We start from the raw sequence: 25182 nt of genomic DNA on the forward strand, positions 1-25182 counted from the left end.
TTTCTACACCTTATCTTGCGCCCTGCTCTTTTAAAACAACATCAGCGATTTCATGACAAATTACATCCAGCTGGGACTGATCAGGTCCCTCAGCCATTACGCGGATAAGCGGCTCTGTACCAGATGGACGGACCAAAATACGGCCATCGGAGCCCAGCTTTTCCTCTCCGGCCTTAATGGCAGCCTTAATATTCTCGTTTTCTTCCCAGCCTTCTTTGGTTTTAACTGCAACATTTACCAGCAGCTGTGGGTAGCTAACCATCATCTCATTCAGCTCGGAAGCCTTCTTGCCGCTGCGCTTAACAGCAGACAGAACCTGAATGGCAGTAACAGGACCATCACCTGTGGTATTGTAATCGGTGAAAATAATATGACCGGACTGCTCGCCACCCAGCTTATAGCCGTTAGCCAGCATATTTTCCAATACATAACGGTCGCCGACCTTGGTGATTTCAGCTCTGCCGCCCAGCTCCTTTATAGCCTTATGAAAACCAATATTGGCCATAACAGTGGTTACAACAGTATTGTGGGTAAGGGTGCCGTCAGCAATCATTTCCTTGGCACACATTACCAGAATATGGTCACCATCAATAATATTTCCCTTTTCATCTACGCAAAGGCAACGATCAGCATCACCATCATGGGCGATACCAAAATCTGCCCCAAGGCCTACTACAGCCTTCTGAATGCGGTCCATGTGGGTGGAACCGCAGTTATCATTAATATTTCTGCCATTTGGTGCATTATTAAGAACGATAACGTCAGCGCCCAGGCTGTTAAGAACCATTGGCATAACCTCATAAGCTGCACCGTTGGAACAATCCAGTACAATCTTCATACCGTCGAAGCGCTCCTTGCAGGTGGACAGAATGAAATCCTTGTACTCATTGATGTAGTTATGACGATAATCAATATAACCCATCTTCGCACCGGTGGAACGTGGGAAATCATCACCAGCTTCAATCTTTCTTACGATTTCCTCCAGCTCATCCTCCACAGAATCAGGCAATTTATAGCCATTGCCACCGAAGAATTTAATACCATTGTCGTGGAATGGATTATGAGATGCAGAAATAACAATACCGCAGTTAGCTTTCTTTTTCTTTGTAAGAAATGCAATAGCAGGAGTTGGGATAACCCCAACTATAATTGCACGGCCACCGGCAGAACAAATCCCCGCACACAAAGCGGCCTCAAACATCTGACCGGAAATTCTGGTATCGCGGCCGATGAGAATCTTTGGCATCGTTTCTGAATTTTCACCAAAATACAAGGTTGCCGCCCTGCCCAGACGATATGCCAATTCCGGAGTCAGCTCAACATTTGCCTCTCCACGCACACCATCAGTACCAAATAATCTAGCCATAATAAAATAACCTCCAAGTTAGTAATATCAAATTCACATTCCTTTAGTATGAGCCTTTTTATCTAAAAATGCAAGTGCCGCATTCATGCCATCAAGAGCTGCACTCATTATGCCACCGGCGTAGCCTGCCCCTTCACCAATAGGGTAAAAGCCCGACAGGCTCTCGGACTCATAGGTGCCCTTATCCCTAATAATTCTGCAGGGTGCCGATGACCGGGACTCTATACCAGTCATTACTGCCCCCACATCATCAAATCCGGCTATTCTTCTCCCAAAATATGGAAGAGCAGCTGTCAACATGCCACTGACGAAATCCGGCAGGCACTGATGCAGATCCACAGGCCGAACTCCCGGCTGATAGGAAGGTTTAGTAAGAAAATCTGTGGAGCCGGATTTTCCGGACAGAAAATCTCCCACCGTCTGGACCGGAGCATAATAATCTCCGCCACCAGCCTTGAAGGCTGCCCTTTCCCATTTGCGCTGAAATTCAATTCCACCCAGCACATGATCTGCAAAATCCTTGGTATTAACCGTAACCAGCAGCGCAGAATTAGCCACTCCGGAGTCACGTCTGTAATCACTCATACCATTGGTAACCACGCCCTCCAGCTCCGAGGTAGCAGCCACCACCTGGCCGCCCGGACACATACAAAATGAGTAGACACCACGTCCCTTTTCCTTATCGTTATAAGTAACAGCATAATCCGCTACAGGAAGAAGCTCATGGCCGGTGTCATCACCATACTGATTTCTGTCAATCATTTCCTGAGGATGCTCTATACGGACACCCACCGCAAAAGGCTTTGCCTCCATGCTAAGGCCGAAATCGTAAAGCATTTTATAGGTATCCCGGGCAGAATGACCAATTCCAAAGAAAGCCGCTGATACATTCATCCGCTCACTGTCATTAATAATAACAGCTTTAATTGAGCCATCACTATTCTTCTCTATACCCGTAACCTGACTATCAAAACGCACCTGTCCCCCAAGGCGGATAACCTCCAGTCGGATATTTTTAACCACTGTGCGTAACATATCCGTACCAATATGTGGCTTGTGGAGATATTTAATATCCTCCGGGGCACCAGCCTTAACAAAATCATCAAGTACCGCACTAATGAGAGGATCGTTCACCCGTGTGGTGAGCTTACCGTCGGAAAAGGTTCCGGCTCCCCCCTCGCCAAACTGAACATTGGACTGAGGGGACAATGCCCCTCCTGCCCAAAATTTCTGAATATCAGCATGACGGCTGTCCACATCCCGACCCCGTTCCAAAACAACGGGCTTATAACCGGCCCGGGCCAATGTCAGGGCAGCAAACATACCTGCTGGACCAAAGCCCACAATCACCGGTGGCTGATCCTCAACAGCTGGTGATGGGTACTTTCTCGGCATCACCTTTTTAGGAGCCCAATCTATATTTTTATTCTTCTTAAAACGATTGATGATTTTCTTTTCATTACCCTCTACAGTTACATCAAGTATATAAACAAACTTAATTGCAGCACACTTGTATCGTCTGGCATCTATGGCTTTACGCACAATTACCACCTCACTGACAGAGTGAGGTGGTAATTCCATTCGTTTTTCAACCAAGACATTAAGGGGTGTCGTATCATCAAAGGAAACACTAAAGTTCTGTATCCTAATCACTTAGCTTACCTCTCTTATTGCTCAATCACTATTTCTCATTTTAATCTGTATTGTAACCTTTACCTTCTGACCAGGTGATATTATACCATCAGGCAGGACAAGATTCACGTCTTTTGTAATATCAGCATTGGCCCCATCCACAATAATATCGTCCGTGAATATTTCATTGAGCTTCTCCAATACTTCAGTTTTGCCTGTAACCTCCACCTTATCCGGCTGGGCAGAAACTACTGACACCTCAAAATTATGTTCAGGAAGGCCACTGTATACCGGCTTAATTGAAACGACTTTCTTATCAACGCCACTCAATATCTTGGCCGTAACATCCATTTCCTTGGTGGACAGAGAAACACCGTCGACTATATTTCCATCAACATCAACAGGTGTAAGTTTAACCTTTGCGGTAAAATCAGATGTATTACTGGCTAAATTAAGATAACCAACCACCTGGTTGACCCTTTCCACATTGCTTCTTGGTCCTGTAACCTTAACACTGTCTTTTTCAGGAAGAATCTTATCCAAGGCACTATGTGCGCCAGTATTACCAGTTACCTGAATATTCACTGATACCTGCTTTTCAATAAGGGCCTCCATGGTTACTTCAATTATTTCATCTGAAATATCCACGACTTCAAAGCCCTGAGGAACCACTGTGCGTACCTTCAACCTGTTGGTGCCTTCAACAGCATCCTCCAAATCAACATAAGCCTTGAAATCATCAGGCTTAGTGGCCGTAAAGGAAGCCCTTGGAGCTCTAACCTTCACGGTTACATCACGTGGGTTCAGCTTAATGGTGTAACCATCCGGTCCATTGATGGTATAAACCGGCACCGTAAATGTGGAATTTACAGAAGGATTCTGGTCATTCATAACGAAAAACCAGAGAATGACCGCTCCCAAAAGAGCCAGTATCTTAGCGGGAAGATTGTGTCTGAATATACTTTGGATTCTATTCATCATCTTTCTTCCTCCAATTTGCAATAATATCCTTAAACTTCATGCTTGGCTTCTCTTTTACAAAGAGAGGACGAATACGCTGCCGCAGACTGTCATGGGTCATATAACGCTCAATCCGTCCATTTTCTGCCACAGAAACCACACCGGTTTCCTCACTGACAATAATTATTACGGCATCGCACTGCTCAGAAAGGCCAATGGCCGCTCTGTGACGGGTACCCAGCTCACTACTTAGGGAACGGTTCTCCGTAAGGGGCAAATAGCATCCTGCCGCCACCAAACGCTTGCCACGTACCACAGCAGCACCATCATGTAATGGTGTATTAGGGATAAATACATTCATCAAGAACTCTGTGGTAATGAGTCCCTCTATTTTAATGCCTGTATCTATAATTTCATTTATACCAACATTTTTCTCTATTACCAGCAAAGCACCGATTTTCTTGTCTGCCATATTAAATACGGCCTTATCTATTTCATTTGTCAGGGAATTGGCTTCCTCCACATCAAGGTATTGGTCCAACCCCAAAAAACGTCCCTGTCCAAGACGCTCCAAAGCCCTGCGAAGCTCCGGCTGAAATACGATAGGCAAGGCCACAAACAACAGAGTTACAGTTTTCTGCAGCAACCAGGAGATTACATGAAGCTCCAAAAAGTTGGCCCCTAACGTAACAATCATCAACACAATAAGGCCCTTCACCAAGGTGATGGCCCGAGTATCCTGCAGCATTTCGTAAACCTTGTAAAGAATTACGGCTACAATCAATATATCTACTACATCCCAGAAGCCCACAGTCCTTATCAGACCATGTATCTGAGAAGGAATGGGCAAATCCAGATTGTGAATTAGAAAATCAAGCGACATACCAACGACTCCTTGTAACTATAACACACTACCATATATATTTTTTATTCTATCATCATTAATTAAAATCCTGCTTTTATTTCCAATAAACAGGATGAAAATTGTATCATTAATCCTAAATTTTGGTTACATTAGTATTATTTAATTATAGTAGCAATAGTTTATGAAAACAAGGTGATTACCCGCAAAAAGAAAAAGGCGTCCCCCATTTTTGAGGAACGCCTCAGCTTTTCTATTAATATTGCCCGGCAACATCGATGAAGCCGAAGGTATCTTCCACCTCACCAGTATGGAGGCCGTCAATGTAATCATACATCTTTTGGGCAAATGGACCAATCTTTCCGTCATTAAATACCATCTTGGTATCAGCACTATTATAGCCCAGCTCACCTACAGGGGAAATTACTGCAGCAGTACCGGAGCCAAATACTTCCTCCAGCTTGCCGTTCTTGTAAGCATCAAGAAGCTCATCAGTGGAAATCTTGCGCTCCTCCACTTCGTAGCCCCAGGACTTTGCCACCTGCAATACTGTACGTCTGGTGATACCATCCAAAATAGTACCATCCAGTTCAGGGGTGACAATCTTGTTGTCAATCTTGAACAGGATGTTCATGGAGCCAACCTCACCGATGTATTTACGCTCAACGCCATCCAGCCACAAGGTCTGGTCGTAACCCTTTTCGTGAGCCACCAGGCCTGCATGAAGGGATGCTGCGTAGTTTGCCGGGGTCTTGGCAGCACCCAAGCCACCACGTACAGCTCTTACATAGGTGTCCTCCACCATAATCTTTACCGGAGCAAAGCCATGAGCATAGTATGCTGCCACAGGAGACAGAATAATCATCAGCTTGTAGCACTTGCTGACGCTAACACCCAGGTATGGGTCATTGGCAAAAATAAATGGACGGATATAAAGGCTCTGACCAGGGCCATCAGGAATCCATTCCTTTTCAATGTCAATGAGCTGCATGAGAGCATCATAAACCAGCTTCTCATCAACCTGTGGAATATCTAAAATCTTGGCAGATTTATTCAGTCTTGCAATATGATCCTTGGCACGGAAAACAACGGCCTTATTGCCCTTGTAGCGATAAGCCTTGCAGCCTTCAAAGATTGCCTGCCCATAATGAAGGGTAGTGTTGGCAGGGCTAACCTTAATATCCTCGTAAGGCACGATACGAGGGTCAAACCATCCCTTGCCTTCCTCATAATCCATTACAAACATGTAATCAGTAAAGTGAGTGCCAAATCCGATTTTGGTAACATCCGGTTTAGCCTTTAAAGTATCCGCCTTAACAAAACGAACATCTGCCATAAATATACATCTCCTAACTTTTTGTACATAAATCATGTACTTGTGTAAACATATAATACCAAATTATAGTCGTTTCAGTGTAATAAATCAAGAGTTTTTTGTTGTTATTGACAACATTTTGTAAACCTTGTCCACTGGTTTTCACAATCAAAGTTCCAAAAGTACCCTTCCAATATTCCCTATTATATCCGTAGCAATCAGCCCATTGCCATTTTCTTCATAAGCCAGGTCACCAGCCCTGCCATGAATATATACCCCCGCCAAAGGAGCATACTTCTCCCTTGTCTGGCAATAAACACCTGCTATGGTGCCTGCCAGTACGTCACCGCTTCCCGCTGTAGCCATGCCAGGGTTCCCTACAGTGGTAATATACATACTACCATCAGGGTAAGCAACTGTTGTTTCCTCACTTTTGGCCACCAAAATTACATTATTATTTTCTGCTGTCTTTTCAATTAGCTGATTACGCCCCTGCTGTAATTCCTTTACAGAAATATTAAGCAATGCTGCCAATTCTCCCAAATGAGGTGTCAATACAGGTACATTCCGGCATTCATTCAAAAGATGGCACTGGCCCCGAAAAGCATATATACCATCAGCATCGACTATTAACGGTGTCTCCGTGTGGCGTACAAACTCCCGCACCAGCTCCATGGTACTTTCATGTCGTCCCAGCCCTGGGCCAATGAGAACCACATCGTACTGACTGGCCTTTTCCAGCAGAAAATCCAAGGCATCAATGCCAATATATCCCTTTTCACCTTCAACCACAGGAATGGTCATAGTCTCAGTGAGCTTAATCTCAAAAATAGTATTCAAGCTTTCAGCGCAGGCAAGACTAACTATTCCGGCGCCTGCCCTCAAAGCCGCCTGCGAAGCCATGACAGCGGCCCCTGTAAGCCCTGTAGAGCCAGCGATAACCAACACCCGCCCACAGCTTCCTTTATGGCAGGCTTTGGGCCGAGGCAGCATTATTCCCTTTACAAGCTCCTGATCTATAGGAATCAAATCCAGCTTCATAATAACCCCTTATCCTTCCAGCACACATTGGGCTACAGCACTATTTTTTGAGTGACTGATGCTTATCCAAATATTTTTCACACCTTTTTTCTCGGCCAATTCACTAAACCAACCGGAAAGTTTTACTCTTGGACATCCCAGCTCATCATTATATACGTCTATATCCACCAGCTCACCGCCCCGTAGCCCGGTTCCAAAGGCCTTTAAAATTGCCTCCTTGGCCGCAAAACGGCCTGCAAAGGACTGCACTCTGCTCTTCCCCCTGGCTTTACAGTATTCGATTTCCCCGGCTGAATACACTCTTTTTATGAAAGCCTCACCGGAAATCGCCTTTTTTACTCTGTCCAGCTCTATAATATCCACACCTATGCCAATAATCATAATTCTCTCCATATCTTTAGTTTTAATATTTCATAGCAAAAAAGGGCTCCAAAGGAGCCCTTCTGTCGTTAACGAATTGTTTGCATTGCTGATTTATCAAGGTGAACTGCACGTTCAATGAGCACCTCTACCCGACGGTTCTGGGTGCGCCCCTCCTCAGTTACATTGTCAGCAATAGGTCTGTACTGGCTACAGCCCAATGCACTGAACCGGGCAGGATTCATGCGGGAATCCTGGGCCAGGATATATTTCATAAAATTCAGGGCACGGGCAGTGCTGAGCTCCCAGTTGGATGGAAACTGAGAATTACTGATAGGAACATCATCCGTATGCCCGGAAATCAGAATACGCTGTGGAATAGGTGCAATCAGTGCTGCGATGGCAGGACCGATGCGCTGAACCCCAGGAACCAAATCAGCAGATCCGGATGGGAACAGTGCCTTCTCCTTAATTCTGATCATAAGCCCATCCTCTGTAAGGGTGGTGCTCAAATCTTCATTTAATTCATTCTGCTCAATATATTGGTCCAGACTTCGTTTAACAGCCTCCAGCTGATTATTCTCAGCCAGATATGCCTCAGCACCGCCATCCTCATCGGATAAGTAATCTCGGGAACTGGTAGAGGCTGGTCCTGCACCAACAAAGAAGGACGGACCACCCAAATTAAACGCCGAACTGAAGGCCTGGGCCATCTGAGTCAGCTTGGTTTCATCAGTCTGGGAAATTGCGAATAAGCAAATAAACAAGGCCAGGAGCAGTGTCATCAGGTCAGAATAAGGCAGAAGCCACGCCTCTGATGCTTCTTCTTCATGAGGCTTTGGTCTTTTTTTCTTCGCCATGAACTATTCCTCCTTCTTCAAGCCTTCGCGAGCTGTCTGAGGAATAAATACCATCAGTTTAGCTTCTATTGCTGTAGGAGAGTCACCTGCCTGCAAGGACAAAATACCCTCGATAATCATACGCTTTTGATTTATTTCCTGCTCAGACAAAATCTTTAACTTGTTACAGAATGGAAGCCACAATACATAACCGGTGAATATACCAAGTATTGTAGCAACGAATGCCGCCGCGATGGAATGACCCAGCTTATCGATATCATTCAAGTTACCAAGAGCTGCAATCAGACCTACTACGGCACCAAGTACACCCAGTGTCGGTGCATAAGTACCAGCCTGGGAGAACATCGACCGGTTTTCTGCATGACGGGCCTGCATAATAGCCAGCTCCGCATCAAGTACATCACTAACAAATTCAGGCTCCATACCATCGATAACCATACCAAGACCAGTACGGAAAAACGGATCCTCTATTTCCTGAACCTTACTTTCCAAAGCCAGAATACCTTCACGACGGGCCAACTGAGAAAGTTCAATAAACAACTGCAAAAGCTCACCAGAAGATTGCAGATTGTTCTTTTTAAAAGTCATACCAATAAGCTTAGGAAATCTCACTACCTGATCCATACGGAAACCGATGAATATACAGGACGCTGTACCACCTATAATGATAAGGAAGGCCGCAGGATTGTTCAACGCTGAAATTGGAGCTCCCTTAATTACCATACCAACGAATACTGATATGAGACCCATTACCAAGCCAACGATTGTAGCTAATTCCAAAATAATTCCCCCCGTTCAACCCATTACATGTCGTTTAAAACGAATAACATATTATAGATTGCTTTTTACACTATGTATATTCAATAAAAGTACAAAAAATCCTACTTCCACTGATAAATATATAATCATTATACAACAAAATTCTCAAAATTCCAAAATACTAAATACCTAAAAATTCTTAAATATTAGAGAAGAATAAATTTTCGTTATACTATAATAAGAACTATTTAATATTTGCATAATATATGATATAATAATCAACGGATAATTTTGATTTATCGGGCAAAATATCCCTATACATTATATCGGAGTGATTACCAATGGAATTAAGACAGTTAGAATATTTTCAGATGGCAAGCCGGTTAAAAAATATCACAAGAGCGGCAGAAAGGTTAAATGTTTCCCAGCCTAATATAACCGTGGCTATAAAAAAATTAGAAGCTGAGCTGGGTATTCAGCTGTTTGACCGCAGTCAAAAGCAGCTTTCCCTCACCCCTGAGGGCACAATATTCCTTAACCGCATCGAACTGGCTTTAAGGAATATTCAGGATGCTGTTCTTGAGGTCAACGACTACAAACAGCTGCAAAAGGGAACTATAAAAATTGGTATTCCATCCATGATTGGTGCCTACCTGTTCCCAAGAATTTTCTCCAGCTTCCAGCACCTTTATCCTCACCTTGATATTTATCTTTACGAGGAAGGCTCCATGACTATCCGCGAGCAGCTGGAAAGGGATGAACTGGATTTCGGTATTGTGATTCTTTCCGATGCCTCCTCCAGTCTTCAGCTTCTCCCTATGGCCCGCAACCAGATCGTGGCCTGTGTTCCTGAAGCTCACCCTCTGGCCCGTAAGAATTCCATTAACATTAACGACATAAGTGAGGCGGATCTCATTATGCTGAAGGAAGGCTCCTTCCTCCGTTATATGGTATTAAATAAGCTGAAAATGGCAAATATTTCTCCAAATATTGTTCTCGAATCCAATCAGATTGAAACTATCAAGGGTTTGGTCAGCACAAATGTTGGCATTTCCTTCCTGCTTGATTTCATTGTAAAGGGAACTCCCGGCATCAAGATTTTGCCTTTCGAGGACCCGATTTATGTTGATTTGGGACTGGCCTGGAAAAAGGAGCGCTACATCTCCAAGGCAGCACAATCATTTATTGATTTCTGCAAGAATACTCTTAACGAGCATCACTGACCAGTTGACACAAAATTTACAACCAACAATAAAAGACTTTGAAGATGTGATATCACATTTCCAAAGTCTTTTTTCTTTACCAATAATTTTATTTCATCTGACCTAAATAATGGGTTACAAACTGTCGGGCACTTCTGCCACTTCTGCCTGAATGCTCCAAATTCCACTGATGCCCCAAAATGCGCAATTCTTCCCTCTCAAGGTGAATACCCTCATGACTGAGGAAGTGGTCAATAATATCGAGATATTCATCCTGGGTTGGCTCCAGATAAGTGATAATGAGGCCGAAGCGGTCGGACAGGGATATTGTTTCATTAATACTGTCATTTCTGAAAAGCTCATCCTGACCATCTACACGGTCTCTCCAGGTTTCACGAATTAAATGACGCCTGTTGGAGGTGGCATATATCAGCACATTTTCCGGACATGATTCAACTCCGCCCTCAATGGCAGACTTTAAATACTTGTAATCACTGTCTGATTCCTCAAAGGAAAGATCATCAAAAAATATAATGAACCGCTTGCTGGCGTACTGACGTAAGGTAGCCATAATCTTTGGCAGCTCATTAAGCTGGGTCTTCTGCATCTGAAGCAGTCTCAACCCCTGACTGTAATACGCCTTGGCCAAAGCCTTAACCCCTGAGGACTTGCCTGTGCCTCTTGCCCCTACCAGCAGTACATTATTGGCAGGCTTCTTATTAATAAATGCCAATGTATTGTTAATAAGCTGCTCCTTCTGGCGCTTGTAGGCAATAATATCAGCAAAATCCATGGCTTCAAAATGCCTTATTCCCTTCAGCTTCTGGTGCTTGGAATCCCAGGAAAAAGCCTGATGTGAAGCAATCTCGCCATAGCCGTATTTTTGATAGAAAACCAAAAACGCATTGGCCACTGTCTCAGGAGTATTGCACCCTTCCAGCTGTTTTTCCAGAAAGGCAGTTGCCTCCAAGGTATATGGTATAGAAGGGATATAGTCATCCAAAATACTTATATTGACTATGCTGGAAGCCCTGTTAAAAAGCAGTGGCATCAGCTTTTTAATATCATGCACAAAGGCCTTTTTTAGGCTATCGCCTATAGCCCCTTTTGAGGCTTCAGCCATTTTCGCTGCCAAACACCCCTCCTGGCTGAGAAGATGAAGAAAAAGGGCTCTTATAAGATTGCCGCTCCATCCCTCATTTTCTGCCTTTTCCACCAGGTGGCCCGCAAAGGCATGGCTCAGTGCCAAATTATCCGGCTCACTGCCAGATGCCATAAGCTCCTGCACCAGCTTGTCCTTCAATATACTGCGACATACCAACATATTTTCAAGGTCAACAGATACCATATCATGACCTCCATTTCACATTTATTATCTACGTTTCATATAAGAAATAATATCCTGGGATACCTGCAACGGTGATAAATCCGTGGTATCCAGGGTATAATCCGCCTGCGCATACATAGGCTGGCGCTCTGCCAGCAGGTCAATGATTCCCTGCCGTCTGTCTTCCATGGCATCAAGAATAGGTCTTGTGCCCCTGGCAGATGTGCGCTCCATAATAGAATCCACACTGGCAGCCAAGCATACAATCTTACCAGTACGCTTTAATATTTCCACATTTTCAGGGTCCTTTACCGTGCCCCCGCCAGTGGATATAACCACGCTTTTCTTTGAGGCCACCTCACGGCACATTTCCTTTTCTCTTTCCCGGAAATAGGCTTCTCCATATTTTTCAAACATTTCAGGGATAGTCATAGAGTATTTTTTTTCAATGGCCTTATCCATGTCGATAAACTTAAATCCAAGCATATTGGCCAACATGCGTCCTGTACTGGATTTGCCAACGCCCATAAAACCAATTAAAACAACATTTTTTATCATAAGCCACCTTGAACCCTGTTTTTATAATTATTCATTGAACTAAGCAAATCCACCATGGCATCACCGCCAAATTTATCCAGCACAGCCTCAGTAATAACGATAGCCACCATAGCTTCACCAACTACAGATGCAGCAGATACAGCACAGCAATCGCTGCGTTCCTTGCAGGCGCTAACTTCCGTTTTGGAACCAATATCTACAGAATTAAGTGGCTGCATAAGGGTTGGAATAGGCTTCATGCAAGCCTTGATACATATTTCCTCCCCGTTTGTCATGCCACCCTCAAGGCCACCTGCCCGATTGGTTTTCCTATATACCTTATTATCCTTGTCCAAGAACATTTCATCGTGAATCTGACTGCCAGGAAGCTCACCGCACTGGAAGCCGGCTCCGATTTCCACACCCTTAATAGCCTGAATTGCCATCATCGCCCATGCCAGCTTGCCATCAAGGCGCTTGTCCCACTGAATATGACTACCAAGGCCAAGAGGTGCGCCACGGACAATAACCTCGAAAACGCCGCCCAAGGTATCCCCTGCTTTCATGGCCTCCTGTATTTTGGCCTTCATTTTCTCTTCTGCCTCCGGGTCATAGCAATTAATCTCAGAATCTCCACTGCCGATTTTGCTTCTGTCAATATTGGCTTCATCCACTGCAACACCACCAATTTTTGTTACATGGGACACCACCTCAATACCACATGCCTTCAAAAATTCCTTGCACAGTCCGCCCACAGCCACTCTGGCTGCTGTTTCCCTGGCACTGGCACGCTCCAGGATATCTCTGGCATCATTACGGTTATATTTCAGCACACCGGTCAAATCCGCATGTCCCGGACGTACCGCCGTAACCTTATCACCAAACTCAGGACCAAAAACAGACATACGGTCAGTCCAATTCTGCCAATCACGGTTAACCACCCGTAAAGTAACAGGATCTCCCATGGTTTCCCCAAAACGAACACCTGAAACCACATCAGCCTTATCCGTTTCGATCTTCATGCGTCCGCCACGGCCATATCCCTGCTGGCGGCGGGCTAAATCCCTATTTATCGCCTCAATATCTATCCTCAATCCGGCAGGAATTCCCTCCACAATAGCTGTAAGGCACTGACCATGGGATTCTCCGGAGGTCAAAAATCTAAAATTACTCATACAACACCTCATAACCATAATTTCTTGGAAACATGTACTTTTTAATTCTATGATAAGTGTTTACATAAAGCAAGATTTTATCCCTATTTTTCGCCCATAAAGTAAAATATTGAAACATTAATATGGCACTCCAGTCCTTGTGGTGAGTATTTAATAGAAAATGATTCGGTTTTATTATATGGGGTAACCTGGGGCAGATTTTTCAGAAATTCCATAATAGATGCATATTCGCCCCGTACTCCCACTTCAAAGGGCTGCTCTATGTACTTATCACCTTTAATCACCTTTCCCGGCCTTAAGGATATTAATTCCAGTCCACTAACCTCAGCATGATTTTCCAGCTGTTGGATAAAGGCAACGGCTGCTTCATCATTGGGCAGCAGCTTTTCCATCAGCTGATATTCCCTGTTAATCTCTGCTATATGGGCCTCAAAATCCTCATGTTGTCTCTGAAAGGCAGTAATTGACGTCACCTGACGTTGTAATTCACAAAGCTGTTCCCTGCTTTCCGCCCTGGTCTGTGCCACCCGTGGCAACAAGACGCAAATATTAAAAATCAAAACAAACAGGCCACAAGCAAAAACAAAACCACCAATATATAGTTTCATTGGCAACACTTTATAACTGCCCTTTGCAAATAAATTCCACATCACCATCTTCACCCTGCTGAGTTTTTTCTATGGATAAGTTTTTACCCACCTTACTGATATACTTAACCACCATGCCCATATTATCCGCCCGCCCCTTTAATATAAGCTGCTTATCGTTATCGACCTTGGCTTCACTGAGAATAACCCCTTCCCCACTTGTCTGGGACAAGTAAATCATTATAGCGTATCCCGATAATCCCATCCCCTTGCTCCTTAGGGAATTCAGTATTTGAGCTTTTCTACTAATCACCTCTGTCATACCCTCTGTTTCCTTTTTCATATCATTTACATTTTCCAATAAAGCCATTTGTTGCTTATAGCCATGTATTTTTTCATTCAGCTCCTGGCCTTCCCAAAATGCCCCACAGCCAATAATCAAGGATGCACAAATATTTACAACGAAAAACAGGATACCTGCCCTTAGCCAATCCCAATTAAAGAAGCTGTTGGGAAAGCACTCAAAGCAAAATCCCCTTTTCCTAATATAATCACAAGCTGTAAATATAAGCCCCCTTACCACCTCAGTAATCTGTTCTTGGGAAATACCTCCCCAAGCCATATCAAAAAGCTCCTCACTACCCGAACCTGCAAATTCTTCATAGTAGTCCATAGCCATAACACCGGCAATAAAAACATCGCCACGATAATCATCAACCAAAATTTTGTACTCATCCAGAGATATCTTTTTTAAGGTAACCATATCATCCTGATATCTATAAGCCCATTTACAATTCTCACCGGAGTATTCCATTTCCAGCCGTATAGCCTCTTCAACTTCTTTTAATGATAAACCTGGCATTTCCCGCTCTGTGGTAATCACTCTGTCGTCATCAACGCAGAATATTACTTCACTGTGTTTGTGCTGCTGAATCATCAGCCGCCCAAGGAACCTGTCGTGAAGTCCCTCGCCGACCTCTGGCAATGAGTCAACCCATATTATGGCAATTCTGCCATCCCTGTAGCTTCGCAGCCCAACCATATATATGGTATCGTCCCTATGGCAAACCGCCACTATTTCCCTCTTATCCCTCTGAAAAATGTTTCTAAAATTCAATTAAAACATTCCCTTCAGAACAAATTTGTCCGTTTCTTCATCCAATATCAGACTATAGCTTACCTGAGCCTTGCTGTTTTCCCTTTCCGCCACAGCCCATATTATTACCTGTCCATTCTTTTCACCCACAAACACCTGGCACCTTCCCCGTTCATTTTCCAATATATCCCCTGTGGGCTCCATAGGTCTTGACTCCATGAGGACATCTTTTAGGAAATTCTTGTCCTGTGCAAGCCTGTCATACTCTCTCTGAACTGAAAATTCCGCCATCTGACGCAGTTGCTTTTGAGCAATGCTGTTATCCAACACCTTATGCTCCAAATAATTTAACTGAGCCAGGGCTGCCATTAAAAGAGATGCCGAAAATATCAGGATTATTGCTGTAATGGAAACACTTCCCCTATCATGTGTCACCGACATCAGACTCTCCTACCCTTTCTTTAGCCCATAAGCAACGGCTATAAATACTATTTTCAACTGTAACCACTTTGCCAGTAACATTATTTTCCAGGGTCACCTGCATTATTACCTTATGTGGCAGTATCCTTTGGAAAGAAATATCTTTTATATTCACATACCTTGCGCTGTCATCATTGGAAACCGGCTGCCCATTCAGCAAAAATACCCCTTTATTATCTGAAGACAGATAAAACTGAAATGTATTCTTTTCATTCCTTTTATAGTCCTGGGTAGAAAGTAGTAATCTATGACGGTCCGCAACACTGAGGCTGTCAGCATATCTCACCTTCTGCTGAACCATATTGGTAATGGTTCTAAGCTCCTCCAGATATGCCCATTGGCTGGCAATTTTAATGTAGTTTTTGGCCAATACTCCATAGGCCGTAACCAAAGCCGTTATTAATATCATGCAAATAGGCATGCAAATCATAACCTCCGGCAAAGTGAAGCCCTTATCATTTCGGATTTGGAACATATCCTATTGATCCCCCTCCATTTCCAGTCTGTCCATATATTCCTGAAAAGCCAGCTCTTCCAAGAAACGATGTTCCATATTAACGGCATCATCATAGGCAAGGATGCTGTATTTTATCATCGCCAGCAAAGACAGCAAAAGCACCATCAACAGCATTACATCCATAATTACAAACCCAGCATCGTCTTTACTCAATTCGTATTCGCCCCACTCTGTCCACTATCACAAACCGTTTTTTATTTCCCAGGGAAAGGCTGAAGGTACAGTTCGTAGCATCCCCGTCCTTGTAAAAAACCATTTCCTGTCTATTACAGGAAATATAAATGTCCCGGGGAAGCTCCCAGGATTCCACCTTTTTGCTGCCCACACGATAATAATATCCTTGTCCCCCCATCTTTAGTGAAAAACATGGTCCCAGGGAAAGCTCCCTATACCCTAAGGCAGAAAAATCATCAGCATTCCGTGATATTTCCCTGACGTACTGTAATCGCTTTGCTAAAAATGCTGTTTCATGATCCAGCCGAAGCTGATCTGTGAACCTAAAGGAGTGAGCTGCTGTTCCAATGACCACAGAAATCACAGCAACCACCAGTAGCACCTCAATGAGGCTGCCACCAGTATCATTCATAAAAGGCTTAAATAATAATCTATAAATGTCTCTCCATAAATCAGTCCTATGGAGCTTCCCAATACCAAAAAGGGACCAAAGGGAATAGTTTTTTTCCTTATCCTCCATAGGCTGTTCCTTCCATCCCGCTTTTCCATCATCAATAAATAACATGTTACATATAGCCCGCCCAAAATAAAGGAAATATACAGAGCCATTACTGCGGCTTGCGGCCCCAGCCATATCCCTGCAGCTGCCCCCAGCTTTACGTCCCCCATTCCAAGTCCTTCCTTCGATATGTAACGTATAAGATAGAGCAGCCCGCCAAAGACAGCTGCCCCCAATAAAGCTTCCCCTATGTTTTTCTCCACCAGCACAACACAACACATTATTCCCATTACAGCTAAAGTTAGCACCAAAGGATTCAACAGTCGTTTATAGTGGTAATCCAATATTCCCAAAGGAAGCATGGTGAGATTATACACAGGAAGCAACCACCAATCCGTATGTGTTGAACATACAAAAAGCTCTGCACCGGTTATCAGTGCATAAAAGGCAAAAATCTCCTGACCATGCCGTTTTAATAGCTCAAAACACCCCATTACTCCGAAACGCGTCCCCCTTTGTCCTGGCGCCCAAAATCTGCCAGTCTGTGTCCATCACATAGGGCCTCATTTTCCTCTCCATCTATGGTGTATTCTGCATCTGAAATTTCACCCACAGTACCATCCTTCAGCATATACTTTCCCTTGGGAGGATGAAGCTCCGTAACATTTTTTATATAATCATCCAAATCTTCAATTGTCCCGGGATATTGACCTGTTTCCGTGTAATACATCATAACAGCCCCGTCCAATGTTTGAAGATCTGCCTGTATTCTGGCCGTATTGGCCATTACAATGGCATTATTGTATTTGGGTACTGCCACAGCAAGAATAATTCCTACTATGGAAATGTAGATTATCAGCTCCAGCATGGAAAATCCCGCTTCATTCCTAAACTTTTTCACCATATCCCTCTCCTTAAAAATAGGCCGTCATCAGCTCCAACATTGGCCAAACAATACTTATTACAATAAACCCGATGATAAATCCCAAAGCCGTAACTATCACCGGCTCTGCCATGGTTTCAATTATCCGGATTTTATTCTCTGATTCCTCCAAGCACAACTCACTGCCATGGCGAAGCATAACAGAAAGCTCACCAGAGGCCTCCCCAACAGATACCATTTCCCGTATAACCTCAGGATATAAATCACCCCTCATGCAGGCTGTAAGCCCATTTCCCCTGGCCAGCCTACGGCCCATTTCCTGCACAGCTTCACGCAGACATAGATTACTGCAAAGAGCCACACAGCTTTCCACAGCCTTATCAATTACTATTCCGCTCTCCAGCAGCATGGACAGTGTTCCCAGCAATACGCTCATATCCTTCATAAGCCATAGCCTGCCAAAAAATGGAATTTTTAGCAGCAATCTGTCCCCATAGCGTCCAAGGCCTTGTTGCCTGCGGGCTGCTCTGATTACAAAACATATTAAAATGAGTGCCGCCAATGTCATAAAAGCCACCTCCCAGGGTATCTGGGAAACACTAATCAAGAATCTGGTGGTCCATGGCAGCTCCAAGGACAAATCCCCAAATACATCAAGAATCACCGGCAATACCCCAAGAATGATAAAGGTCAGGGAACACAGACTCATAATAACCAGGAACCCGGGATATAACATAGCCATTTTAACCCCCTTTTCCAACGTTTCCCGACGCTGAAAATCATCCGCCAAGGCACTGAAAACCCATTCCAGATTCCCCCCATATTCCCCGGCCTCCACCATGGCTATCTCCTGGGAGCTGAAATTTTTACCGCAGGCTGTCATTGCGCTGGTCAAGGACATACCAGATGACAGCTTCTCCTTAAGTCCGTCTTCTTTGTCCTTTTCCCCCTCCAATATCCTTACCACCTCACCGATGGGAACACCTGCCTTCATCATAATTGCCCCTTGGCGGTAAAACTGACTTTTCTTTGTTTTATTCCAGCCGTGAGAATTATGGCCAAGTCCAGGCATTTTGAACCTTGTCTTTTCCCTTAGACTGATAATTATCATTCCCTGGGACCTTAATTCTTCATAGACAGCCGCTCTGTTCCTTCCTTCAATATTCCCCCGACTTCGTTTGCCCCCGTCATCCAGCACAATATAATCAAAATTTTTCATTGTGCCCTATCCATTTTTATAAGATTTTGGCTGCGCAGCTTTTCCATGGCCATTTCCATAGTCTGCATCCCCTGAACGGCTCCCGACTGCATTACTGACTTAAGCAGCTCATATTTCCCCCTTCTGATGATATTGGCCGCCGCGTTATTGCCCTGCAATATTTCTGCCCCACAATGCAAACGGCCATCCACCCCCTTATATAGCTTTTGGGCACATATTCCCCTTAATGATGATGCCAGTATACTTCTGGCAAGATTCTGCTTTTCCGGTGAAACCATGCTTATAAACCTCTCCACTGTTTCCACAACTCCACCAGTGTGCATGGTGGCAATAACATAATGCCCTGAAGCAGCTGCACTTAAGGCCGCTTCGCAGCTTTTACCATCCCGCAGCTCTGCAATCATAATCACATCGGGATTCTCCCGCATGGCACTGATAATTCCACTAGGATACCCGAAAAAATCTCCCCCCAGCTCCTGCTGACTGAACAGGCAACTGCCCTGGGGATAGACAAACTCCACTGGATCCTCCAAGGTAAGAATATGATAGTTCTTATTTTTGTTCATCTCTGCCAAAAGGGCTGCCACTGTAGTGGTTTTTCCGGCTCCTGTGGCTCCTGTTACCAATAATAGTCCATCACTGCAATCCATAAATTGGCGTATAGCCGCAGCCTGCCCCAGCTCCTCCAGGCCGGGTATTTTATGGGGCATTATTCTGAAGGCAAAGGCTATCTTCCCCTGCTGTCGATAAATATGCACCCGATAACGCCATCCCGAAAGCTCCCACGTAAAATCCACCTCTTTTCTCCTTAGAAATTCCTCCTGCTGGTCACGGTGGGTAATTCTGGAAAATATTTTCCATATATCCTCTTTACTGGCCTTATATTCCTTTATCACAGAAAGCATCCCCCACTGTCTGTAAAAAACCGGTACAGCTTCCGAAATAAACACATCTGACGCTCCCCCTTGAGATGCACTTATCAATATTTCTTCAAAATCACTCTCACAAAGTCCCATATTCCTTCTCTACTCCCCTGCATATTACTTACTATTCTCAAATTACTCACTACATACCCGTGCAACCTCCTGAATTTCCACCATTCCCTCCTTGGCCTTTTCAATACCATCCTCCCACATGGTTTTCATTGCAGCATTTTTTATAGCTGTCTCCAGCTCACCTATAGTAGGCCGTGAACTGATACATTGCTGCAGTTCGCTGTCAATAATCAACACCTCCTGAATGGCGACCCTACCCTTAATGCCACGTCCTTTACATTTTTCACAGCCCCGACGACGATACAGCCATAGTCCTGGCTCGTAATTAGCTCCCATTTTCCTGGCAAGCTGGCTTTCCGGCAACACATCATAGGCCTCACAGCAATGGGGACAGAGCCTGGGAACTAAACGCTGAGCCACAATTCCCTTCAGGGCAATGGCCAACAAAAATGGTTTTATCCCCATATCCAATAAGCGATAAATAACCTTGGCCGCACTTGATGTATGTATTGTGGCAAGCACCAGATGACCTGTAAGAGAGCTCTTAACCAGCATTCTTGATACCTCATCGCTACGTACCTCCCCAATGGCCAGAACGTCATAATCCTGTCGCAGCACCGCCTTTAGGATATCTTCAAAATCCAGCTTTATCCTTGTATTAACCTGCACCTGATTGATTCCCTGTAGCTGATATTCCACCGGATCCTCAATGGTTACAATGTTCTTGGCAGGATTATTCAGATAATGCAATGCTCCATATAAGGTTGTGGTTTTGCCTGAATTTACTGGCCCCGCTATAATCACTGCGCCACTTGATTCCTGGCATAAGCCCAAAAATTTAGATTTGTTTTCCAGTGAAAGGTCCAGACTGTCAATATCCATAAACACTCCAGACCTGTTCAAAAGCCTGAGTACAGCCTTTTCTCCATTAATAAGGGGTACAATGGACACCCGGACATCAATCTCATTGTCCACATTTTCATAGGAAAAGCGCCCATCCTGGGGCAGACGGTTCTCCGCAATATTTAGCTGACACATTATCTTAATACGGGAAATAACATTGCTATATAGCTCCATAGGAATCTCATCATAAACGGTTTCCAGCTTTCCATCGATTCTGTAGCGTAATCGCCCTGCTATGTTGCCAGGTTCCACGTGTATATCAGAGGCATTTTGTACCAGAGCCTCATCCACAATGCGGTTAACCAGCTCTACCACCGGAGAATGGTCGTTAATCGTTTTAACCGGAACGGGTATAGGGGAAGGATAAGTAGTGGTACTTCGCTTGGCAGCATCAAATAATTCTTTAAAACTTTTCCTTACTTTTGTTCTCATACTAATATCCCTTTGTACTCTTACGCTTTTACTTTTCTTTATTAATTATTTTATCATTATACGAAAATATTTCAATAGTTTTTTAATAAAACTCAAAATATATTTTTGCATAACAAAAGCTGTAGTATGCAAAATGAAAGCATACAGACTTTCATCCTGCTTACTACAGCCTATACAACATTTTTTACGCTATGCTCATATAGCAATCACACTGCTGTCGTGAAGCATATAAAGATATCGTTCTGCCACCTTTATACCCAGAATGGATTCTGCCGCCGCCGTATAAAGCTGAAGCTGAAGCCCATAGCGCTTTTTCACTGCATCCGGGTCGGTATCACTGTCAGTCTTGTAATCCAGCAGCACATATCTGCCATCTGACTCCTTAAATAGCACATCTATTACGCCCTGGCTGAATATAAATTCTCCCTCCACATCATCGTAATAGTCACCAGCATTCAGCATACGGCTAAAGGCCAGCTCACGCCAAAGCTCCGAAGAGTTTTTCAACCGCTTACCAATGTCTGTTTTAAAGAAGGACACTACCCCCTTCACATTAACATAGCCAGCTTGCTCCTCAGTCATAACTTCGTTGGTCACCATACCTGCCAGCTGTTTCTTCACGTCCCTTGCATCCAGGTTGCCGGACAAATCAAGATGCTGCATTACAGAATGCATAAGAGTACCATACTCGTTGCCCTTCAGCCCTGCCTTGCCCTCAGCCTCCTGAATAAATCTTGGACGATTGAAAATGTATTCCCCATGCCGGGCCGTCAGCTGCTGAGTATCCCCCGGCTGCATATCATCAAATGAAGCCTCTGAAAAGCGGCGCTTTAATTCTGATACTGTCAGCTTGGCCGGAACCTCCCGTGTGCCACGATAATCATAGTCAAGGGACAAATTATGAGCTAGCTCGCCAATATCTGTTTCCAGCTCTATCAGCTTGCCTGCCTTCACCGTCTGAAGCAGCTGGTTATTCACTTCATTAAGCTGATTAACTCCAGCTATACCTTCAGCATCTATAACAGAAACCAACCAATGTGACTCCCTTCCCATGGCATCGGGAATAGCAGCCCTATTTTTTGTAACACCGGAATATTCCACCAATGGCTTGCCATCAGGGTGATGTGCCACAGCACGGGCCACCCAGTCAGCGTAAGAATTTACTGACAACAGTGTATGAACCGGCAGCACCTTGGCAGTGGTATCAATATGCTGGCACCACTTGGCAGCCTGCTTTTCCAAATTACGGCACCGCCCCACCATAATCAGCTTCTCCCTGGCTCTGGTCATGGCAACATATAATACACGCAGCTCCTCCGCCTGAAGCTCCCGCTTCCATTTTGCCTTTACTGCCTGTCTGGAAAAGGTTTCATACTTGGCCATATATTCCATATCCACATACTTAATGCCCATACCCAATTCTTTATGAACCAAAACATCATCCGTCAAGTCCATTTTATTAAAGCCCTTGCACATATCGGCAATAAACACCACAGGGAACTCCAGCCCCTTACTTTTATGGATGGTCATTACACGAACAACATCCTCTCCTTCTCCCAGGGTTCTGGCCATGGACAGATCTGTTTCCATATCCGTCATGCGTTTGATAAACCGCAAAAAACGGAACAGCCCCTGATAATCCGTATTCTGGAATTCCTGGGCCCGGGTTACCAGCATACGCAAATTGGCCTGACGAAGAATTCCCCCACGCAGGCTGCCCACATAATCATAATAGCCCGTGTCACGGAAAATCTGCCATATCAGCTCCGGCACACCCACTTGCCTTGACAGCTGACGCCAAATGCTTAGCTTATTCAAAAAATCATTTATTTTCTCTTTAATTTCAGTGTCCAGCTTTGACTCCGGTGTATTGGCCGCCAACATTGCGGTATACATATCACCATCCTTGGCGGAGGCCTTCAGCTTAGCCAAATCCGAAGCACTTAAGCCCACTATAGGTGAAAACAGCACTGCTGCCAAATGGATATCCTGCTGGGCATTGTCTATAACCGACAACAGAGAATGCATAATCTGAATCTCCGTCGTCTGGAAGAAACCATCACTGGTGTTGGCATACACAGGAATGTCATTTTGCTGAAGAATTTCCTGCAAAACATCTGCTTTATTCTTGGTAGCTCTGAGAAGAATTACCATATCCCGCCATGTCACAGGACGATATCCATTATTTTCCTTATAATCCTTATCAAAGACCATTTTACCGCTGGCCTTGATTTCCCGTATACGATTGGCGATATACTGGGCCTCCAGTTCAAAGCCCACCAAATCCTCAACATCGTCCTGACTTTCAGTACCAGTATGGTTAAAATTCTTTCCTACCTCGTCATCAGAATTAGCTGTCATATCTATCAAAGCCAGCTCCACATTATTCTCCACTATGTCACCTGTTTCAGGGTTATCATAGCCATAAGGATCGCCCTCATTCAGCATAGCCCGGTCGTCATATTCAATTTCAGTTGGATTTGGGGTCATCACCTGGGCAAATACATAATTTATGGCGGAAAGAATTTCCCTGCGGCTGCGGAAATTCCGCCCCAGGGTTATAAGCTCTCCATTTTGATTATCAGCTTTTTCATATTCCTTATATTTCTTCAAAAACAATGCAGGTTCTGATGAACGGAAGCCATAGATACTCTGTTTAACATCACCTACTGTAAAGGTATTGGCATTTCCTTCGCCGGAAATAAGACGCACAATGAACTCCTGTACTTCATTGGTATCCTGATACTCATCTACCATTATTTCCTGATACCGTTGGCGGAGCTCCAAAGCGATATCCGAAGGCTTCAGCTCTCCCGGGGCCGCCTCCGGCGAATTTAAAATCTCCAAGGCAAAATGCTCCACATCGCTGAAATCCACAATATTTTTTTGTTTTTTGGCACTGCCATAAGCCTGCGAAAAATCCTTTACCAATTTTACAATGGAGGAAACATCATCACTGGCAGCCCGTAATTCCTCTAATAGTACATCCTCATCATCCTGAACCAGCTCACGCATTTCCTTCAGCAGATCCTTTAGGGCATCCCGCACATTTTTAAAAGATGCTTTAACCTCCGGCTCTACTCCCTTGGAAATAGTAGGTATTCTGGGAATATCATCAATTCTGGAAAAAGCCGTATAAAGCTCATGCCAGCCCTGTTGCATGGCACCATCTACTGATGTTATCAATTCATCGAAAAAGCTCACATCTTCTTCGAATTTTCCCCGAACCTTTGGCTCCTCAAAATTGACAACAATACTTTTCAGTTCATCAAGATATTCCCTTGCAGGGATCATACGACATAAAATTTCATCCTCTATAACAGGCCACCACTTTGTGTCCTTCAAAGATACAAAATCACCAGCCTTTGAGTGATAATCCTGTTCCAGACCACTTAACCACAAATCGGGAAAGGGCTGATTCTGGGATTTCCCGTAGAGCTTCAGCACAATATCATGAAGGGCCGAGTCTCCCCTTACAGTGCCGTATTTATCTGCAAAGCGTTGCAGGGCTTCATCTCCCGCAGCATATTTTGACTCAAACATATCCTCCAACACATCCTGCTGAAGGATAACCAGTTCATTTTCATTGGCAATGCGAAACTTAGGGTCAATATCTATGGCATTAAAATTATTCTTTACCACTGTCTGGCAAAAGGAATCAATGGTGGAAATGGAAGCTCCGGATAACAGAATCAGCTGGCGTTCCAGCCTTCTCACCATGTTTCTGTCTGCGTTTTTTTGTTCCAGCTCCTTGGAAATGGCACCTTGCAGCCTTTTCTTTATACGCTGCTTCATTTCCTCCGCCGCTGCTCTGGTAAATGTAACCACCAGCAGTCTGTCCACATCCCAGGCATGACTATCCTTTTCAGGATCTCTGAGCAAATGGGAAACCACCCTTTCCACCAGCACCGCCGTCTTGCCAGAGCCAGCCGCTGCGGAAACCAGAATATTTTTTTCATCATTATTTATGGCTAATTTTTGCTCCTGTGACCACTCCATGG

Annotated in this window: 25 protein-coding genes; 1 reads left to right on the top strand and 24 read right to left on the bottom strand. The window is 44.3% G+C overall.

Annotation, left to right across the window (positions count from 1 at the left end; genetic code table 11):
- Window positions 1–10: 10 nt before the first annotated feature.
- The 9 genes from glmM to motA form a co-directional block, all read right to left on the bottom strand.
- Entirely contained in the window at window positions 11–1366 is a 1356-nt protein-coding gene (glmM, locus tag ACKI5G_RS00275; RefSeq protein ID WP_407396521.1) for a phosphoglucosamine mutase, read from the bottom strand.
- Window positions 1367–1399: 33 nt separating this feature from the next.
- Window positions 1400–3019: an FAD-dependent protein gene (locus tag ACKI5G_RS00280; protein WP_407396523.1), complete on the bottom strand. Its 1620-nt coding sequence runs from the start codon at window positions 3017–3019 to the stop codon at window positions 1400–1402.
- A 21-nt stretch (window positions 3020–3040) separates the two neighbouring features.
- Window positions 3041–3979, bottom strand: a complete 939-nt coding sequence (locus ACKI5G_RS00285; protein WP_407396525.1) for a YbbR-like domain-containing protein — start codon at window positions 3977–3979, stop codon at window positions 3041–3043.
- The gene (gene cdaA / locus ACKI5G_RS00290) at window positions 3969–4841 is read right to left on the bottom strand and encodes a diadenylate cyclase CdaA (protein WP_407396527.1); all 873 of its coding nucleotides are present in this window, start codon (window positions 4839–4841) and stop codon (window positions 3969–3971) included. Before cdaA ends, ACKI5G_RS00285 begins: the two co-directional genes overlap by 11 nt.
- Before the next feature lie 235 nt (window positions 4842–5076).
- On the bottom strand, window positions 5077–6156 hold the full coding sequence (locus ACKI5G_RS00295) for a branched-chain amino acid aminotransferase (protein ID WP_407396529.1): 1080 nt from the start codon (window positions 6154–6156) through the stop codon (window positions 5077–5079).
- 147 nt (window positions 6157–6303) lie between these two features.
- Window positions 6304–7176 carry an NAD(P)H-hydrate dehydratase gene (locus ACKI5G_RS00300; RefSeq protein ID WP_407396531.1) on the bottom strand — a complete coding sequence of 291 codons (873 nt, stop codon included), beginning with the start codon at window positions 7174–7176 and terminating at the stop codon, window positions 6304–6306.
- Window positions 7177–7185: 9 nt separating this feature from the next.
- The gene (gene acpS, locus ACKI5G_RS00305) at window positions 7186–7557 is read right to left on the bottom strand and encodes a holo-ACP synthase (RefSeq protein WP_407396533.1); all 372 of its coding nucleotides are present in this window, start codon (window positions 7555–7557) and stop codon (window positions 7186–7188) included.
- A 68-nt stretch (window positions 7558–7625) separates the two neighbouring features.
- On the bottom strand, window positions 7626–8396 hold the full coding sequence (locus ACKI5G_RS00310) for a flagellar motor protein MotB (RefSeq protein ID WP_407396535.1): 771 nt from the start codon (window positions 8394–8396) through the stop codon (window positions 7626–7628).
- A 3-nt stretch (window positions 8397–8399) separates the two neighbouring features.
- Complete coding sequence (gene motA / locus ACKI5G_RS00315; RefSeq protein ID WP_407396537.1) at window positions 8400–9176, bottom strand: flagellar motor stator protein MotA; 777 nt, start codon at window positions 9174–9176, stop codon at window positions 8400–8402.
- A gap of 320 nt (window positions 9177–9496) precedes the next feature.
- Between motA and ACKI5G_RS00320 the strand changes: the two genes are divergently transcribed.
- Window positions 9497–10378, top strand: coding sequence for a LysR family transcriptional regulator (locus tag ACKI5G_RS00320; protein WP_407396539.1), 882 nt, complete (start codon window positions 9497–9499; stop codon window positions 10376–10378).
- A gap of 88 nt (window positions 10379–10466) precedes the next feature.
- Here the strand turns inward: ACKI5G_RS00320 and ACKI5G_RS00325 are convergent, their stop codons facing one another.
- The 15 genes from ACKI5G_RS00325 to addA all read right to left on the bottom strand — a co-directional run bounded on the left by ACKI5G_RS00325 (window position 10467) and on the right by addA (window position 25180).
- Window positions 10467–11705: an ATP-binding protein gene (locus ACKI5G_RS00325; RefSeq protein ID WP_407396541.1), complete on the bottom strand. Its 1239-nt coding sequence runs from the start codon at window positions 11703–11705 to the stop codon at window positions 10467–10469.
- 24 nt (window positions 11706–11729) lie between these two features.
- Window positions 11730–12239, bottom strand: a complete 510-nt coding sequence (locus tag ACKI5G_RS00330; protein ID WP_407396596.1) for a shikimate kinase — start codon at window positions 12237–12239, stop codon at window positions 11730–11732.
- A complete protein-coding gene (gene aroC, locus ACKI5G_RS00335; protein WP_407396543.1) occupies window positions 12239–13396 on the bottom strand; it encodes a chorismate synthase in 1158 nt (385 codons plus the stop codon). Before aroC ends, ACKI5G_RS00330 begins: the two co-directional genes overlap by 1 nt.
- Before the next feature lie 83 nt (window positions 13397–13479).
- Entirely contained in the window at window positions 13480–14046 is a 567-nt protein-coding gene (locus ACKI5G_RS00340) for a type 4a pilus biogenesis protein PilO (protein WP_407396545.1), read from the bottom strand.
- Entirely contained in the window at window positions 14015–15100 is a 1086-nt protein-coding gene (locus tag ACKI5G_RS00345; protein ID WP_407396547.1) for a hypothetical protein, read from the bottom strand. Before ACKI5G_RS00345 ends, ACKI5G_RS00340 begins: the two co-directional genes overlap by 32 nt.
- Window positions 15101–15520, bottom strand: a complete 420-nt coding sequence (locus ACKI5G_RS00350; RefSeq protein ID WP_407396548.1) for a hypothetical protein — start codon at window positions 15518–15520, stop codon at window positions 15101–15103.
- A complete protein-coding gene (locus ACKI5G_RS00355; protein ID WP_407396550.1) occupies window positions 15504–16034 on the bottom strand; it encodes a PilW family protein in 531 nt (176 codons plus the stop codon). The genes ACKI5G_RS00350 and ACKI5G_RS00355 overlap by 17 nt, the downstream gene beginning before the upstream one ends.
- Window positions 16035–16037: 3 nt before the next feature.
- The gene (locus ACKI5G_RS00360) at window positions 16038–16229 is read right to left on the bottom strand and encodes a hypothetical protein (RefSeq protein WP_407396552.1); all 192 of its coding nucleotides are present in this window, start codon (window positions 16227–16229) and stop codon (window positions 16038–16040) included.
- A complete protein-coding gene (locus tag ACKI5G_RS00365; RefSeq protein WP_407396554.1) occupies window positions 16222–16662 on the bottom strand; it encodes a Tfp pilus assembly protein FimT/FimU in 441 nt (146 codons plus the stop codon). The genes ACKI5G_RS00360 and ACKI5G_RS00365 overlap by 8 nt, the downstream gene beginning before the upstream one ends.
- The gene (locus ACKI5G_RS00370) at window positions 16659–17243 is read right to left on the bottom strand and encodes a prepilin peptidase (protein WP_407396556.1); all 585 of its coding nucleotides are present in this window, start codon (window positions 17241–17243) and stop codon (window positions 16659–16661) included. The genes ACKI5G_RS00365 and ACKI5G_RS00370 overlap by 4 nt, the downstream gene beginning before the upstream one ends.
- Window positions 17243–17653: a prepilin-type N-terminal cleavage/methylation domain-containing protein gene (locus ACKI5G_RS00375; protein ID WP_407396558.1), complete on the bottom strand. Its 411-nt coding sequence runs from the start codon at window positions 17651–17653 to the stop codon at window positions 17243–17245. Before ACKI5G_RS00375 ends, ACKI5G_RS00370 begins: the two co-directional genes overlap by 1 nt.
- Before the next feature lie 10 nt (window positions 17654–17663).
- Window positions 17664–18851: a type II secretion system F family protein gene (locus ACKI5G_RS00380; RefSeq protein ID WP_407396560.1), complete on the bottom strand. Its 1188-nt coding sequence runs from the start codon at window positions 18849–18851 to the stop codon at window positions 17664–17666.
- Window positions 18848–19867, bottom strand: coding sequence for a type IV pilus twitching motility protein PilT (locus tag ACKI5G_RS00385; RefSeq protein WP_407396562.1), 1020 nt, complete (start codon window positions 19865–19867; stop codon window positions 18848–18850). The genes ACKI5G_RS00380 and ACKI5G_RS00385 overlap by 4 nt, the downstream gene beginning before the upstream one ends.
- Window positions 19868–19909: 42 nt before the next feature.
- The gene (locus ACKI5G_RS00390; protein ID WP_407396564.1) at window positions 19910–21181 is read right to left on the bottom strand and encodes a GspE/PulE family protein; all 1272 of its coding nucleotides are present in this window, start codon (window positions 21179–21181) and stop codon (window positions 19910–19912) included.
- Between the two features lie 195 nt (window positions 21182–21376).
- Window positions 21377–25180: a helicase-exonuclease AddAB subunit AddA gene (gene addA, locus ACKI5G_RS00395; protein WP_407396566.1), complete on the bottom strand. Its 3804-nt coding sequence runs from the start codon at window positions 25178–25180 to the stop codon at window positions 21377–21379.
- Between the last annotated feature and the right edge of the window lie 2 nt (window positions 25181–25182).

The sequence above is a fragment of the Anaerovibrio sp. genome (genome assembly GCF_045637405.1).
Classification (GTDB): Bacteria; Bacillota; Negativicutes; order Selenomonadales; family Selenomonadaceae; genus Anaerovibrio.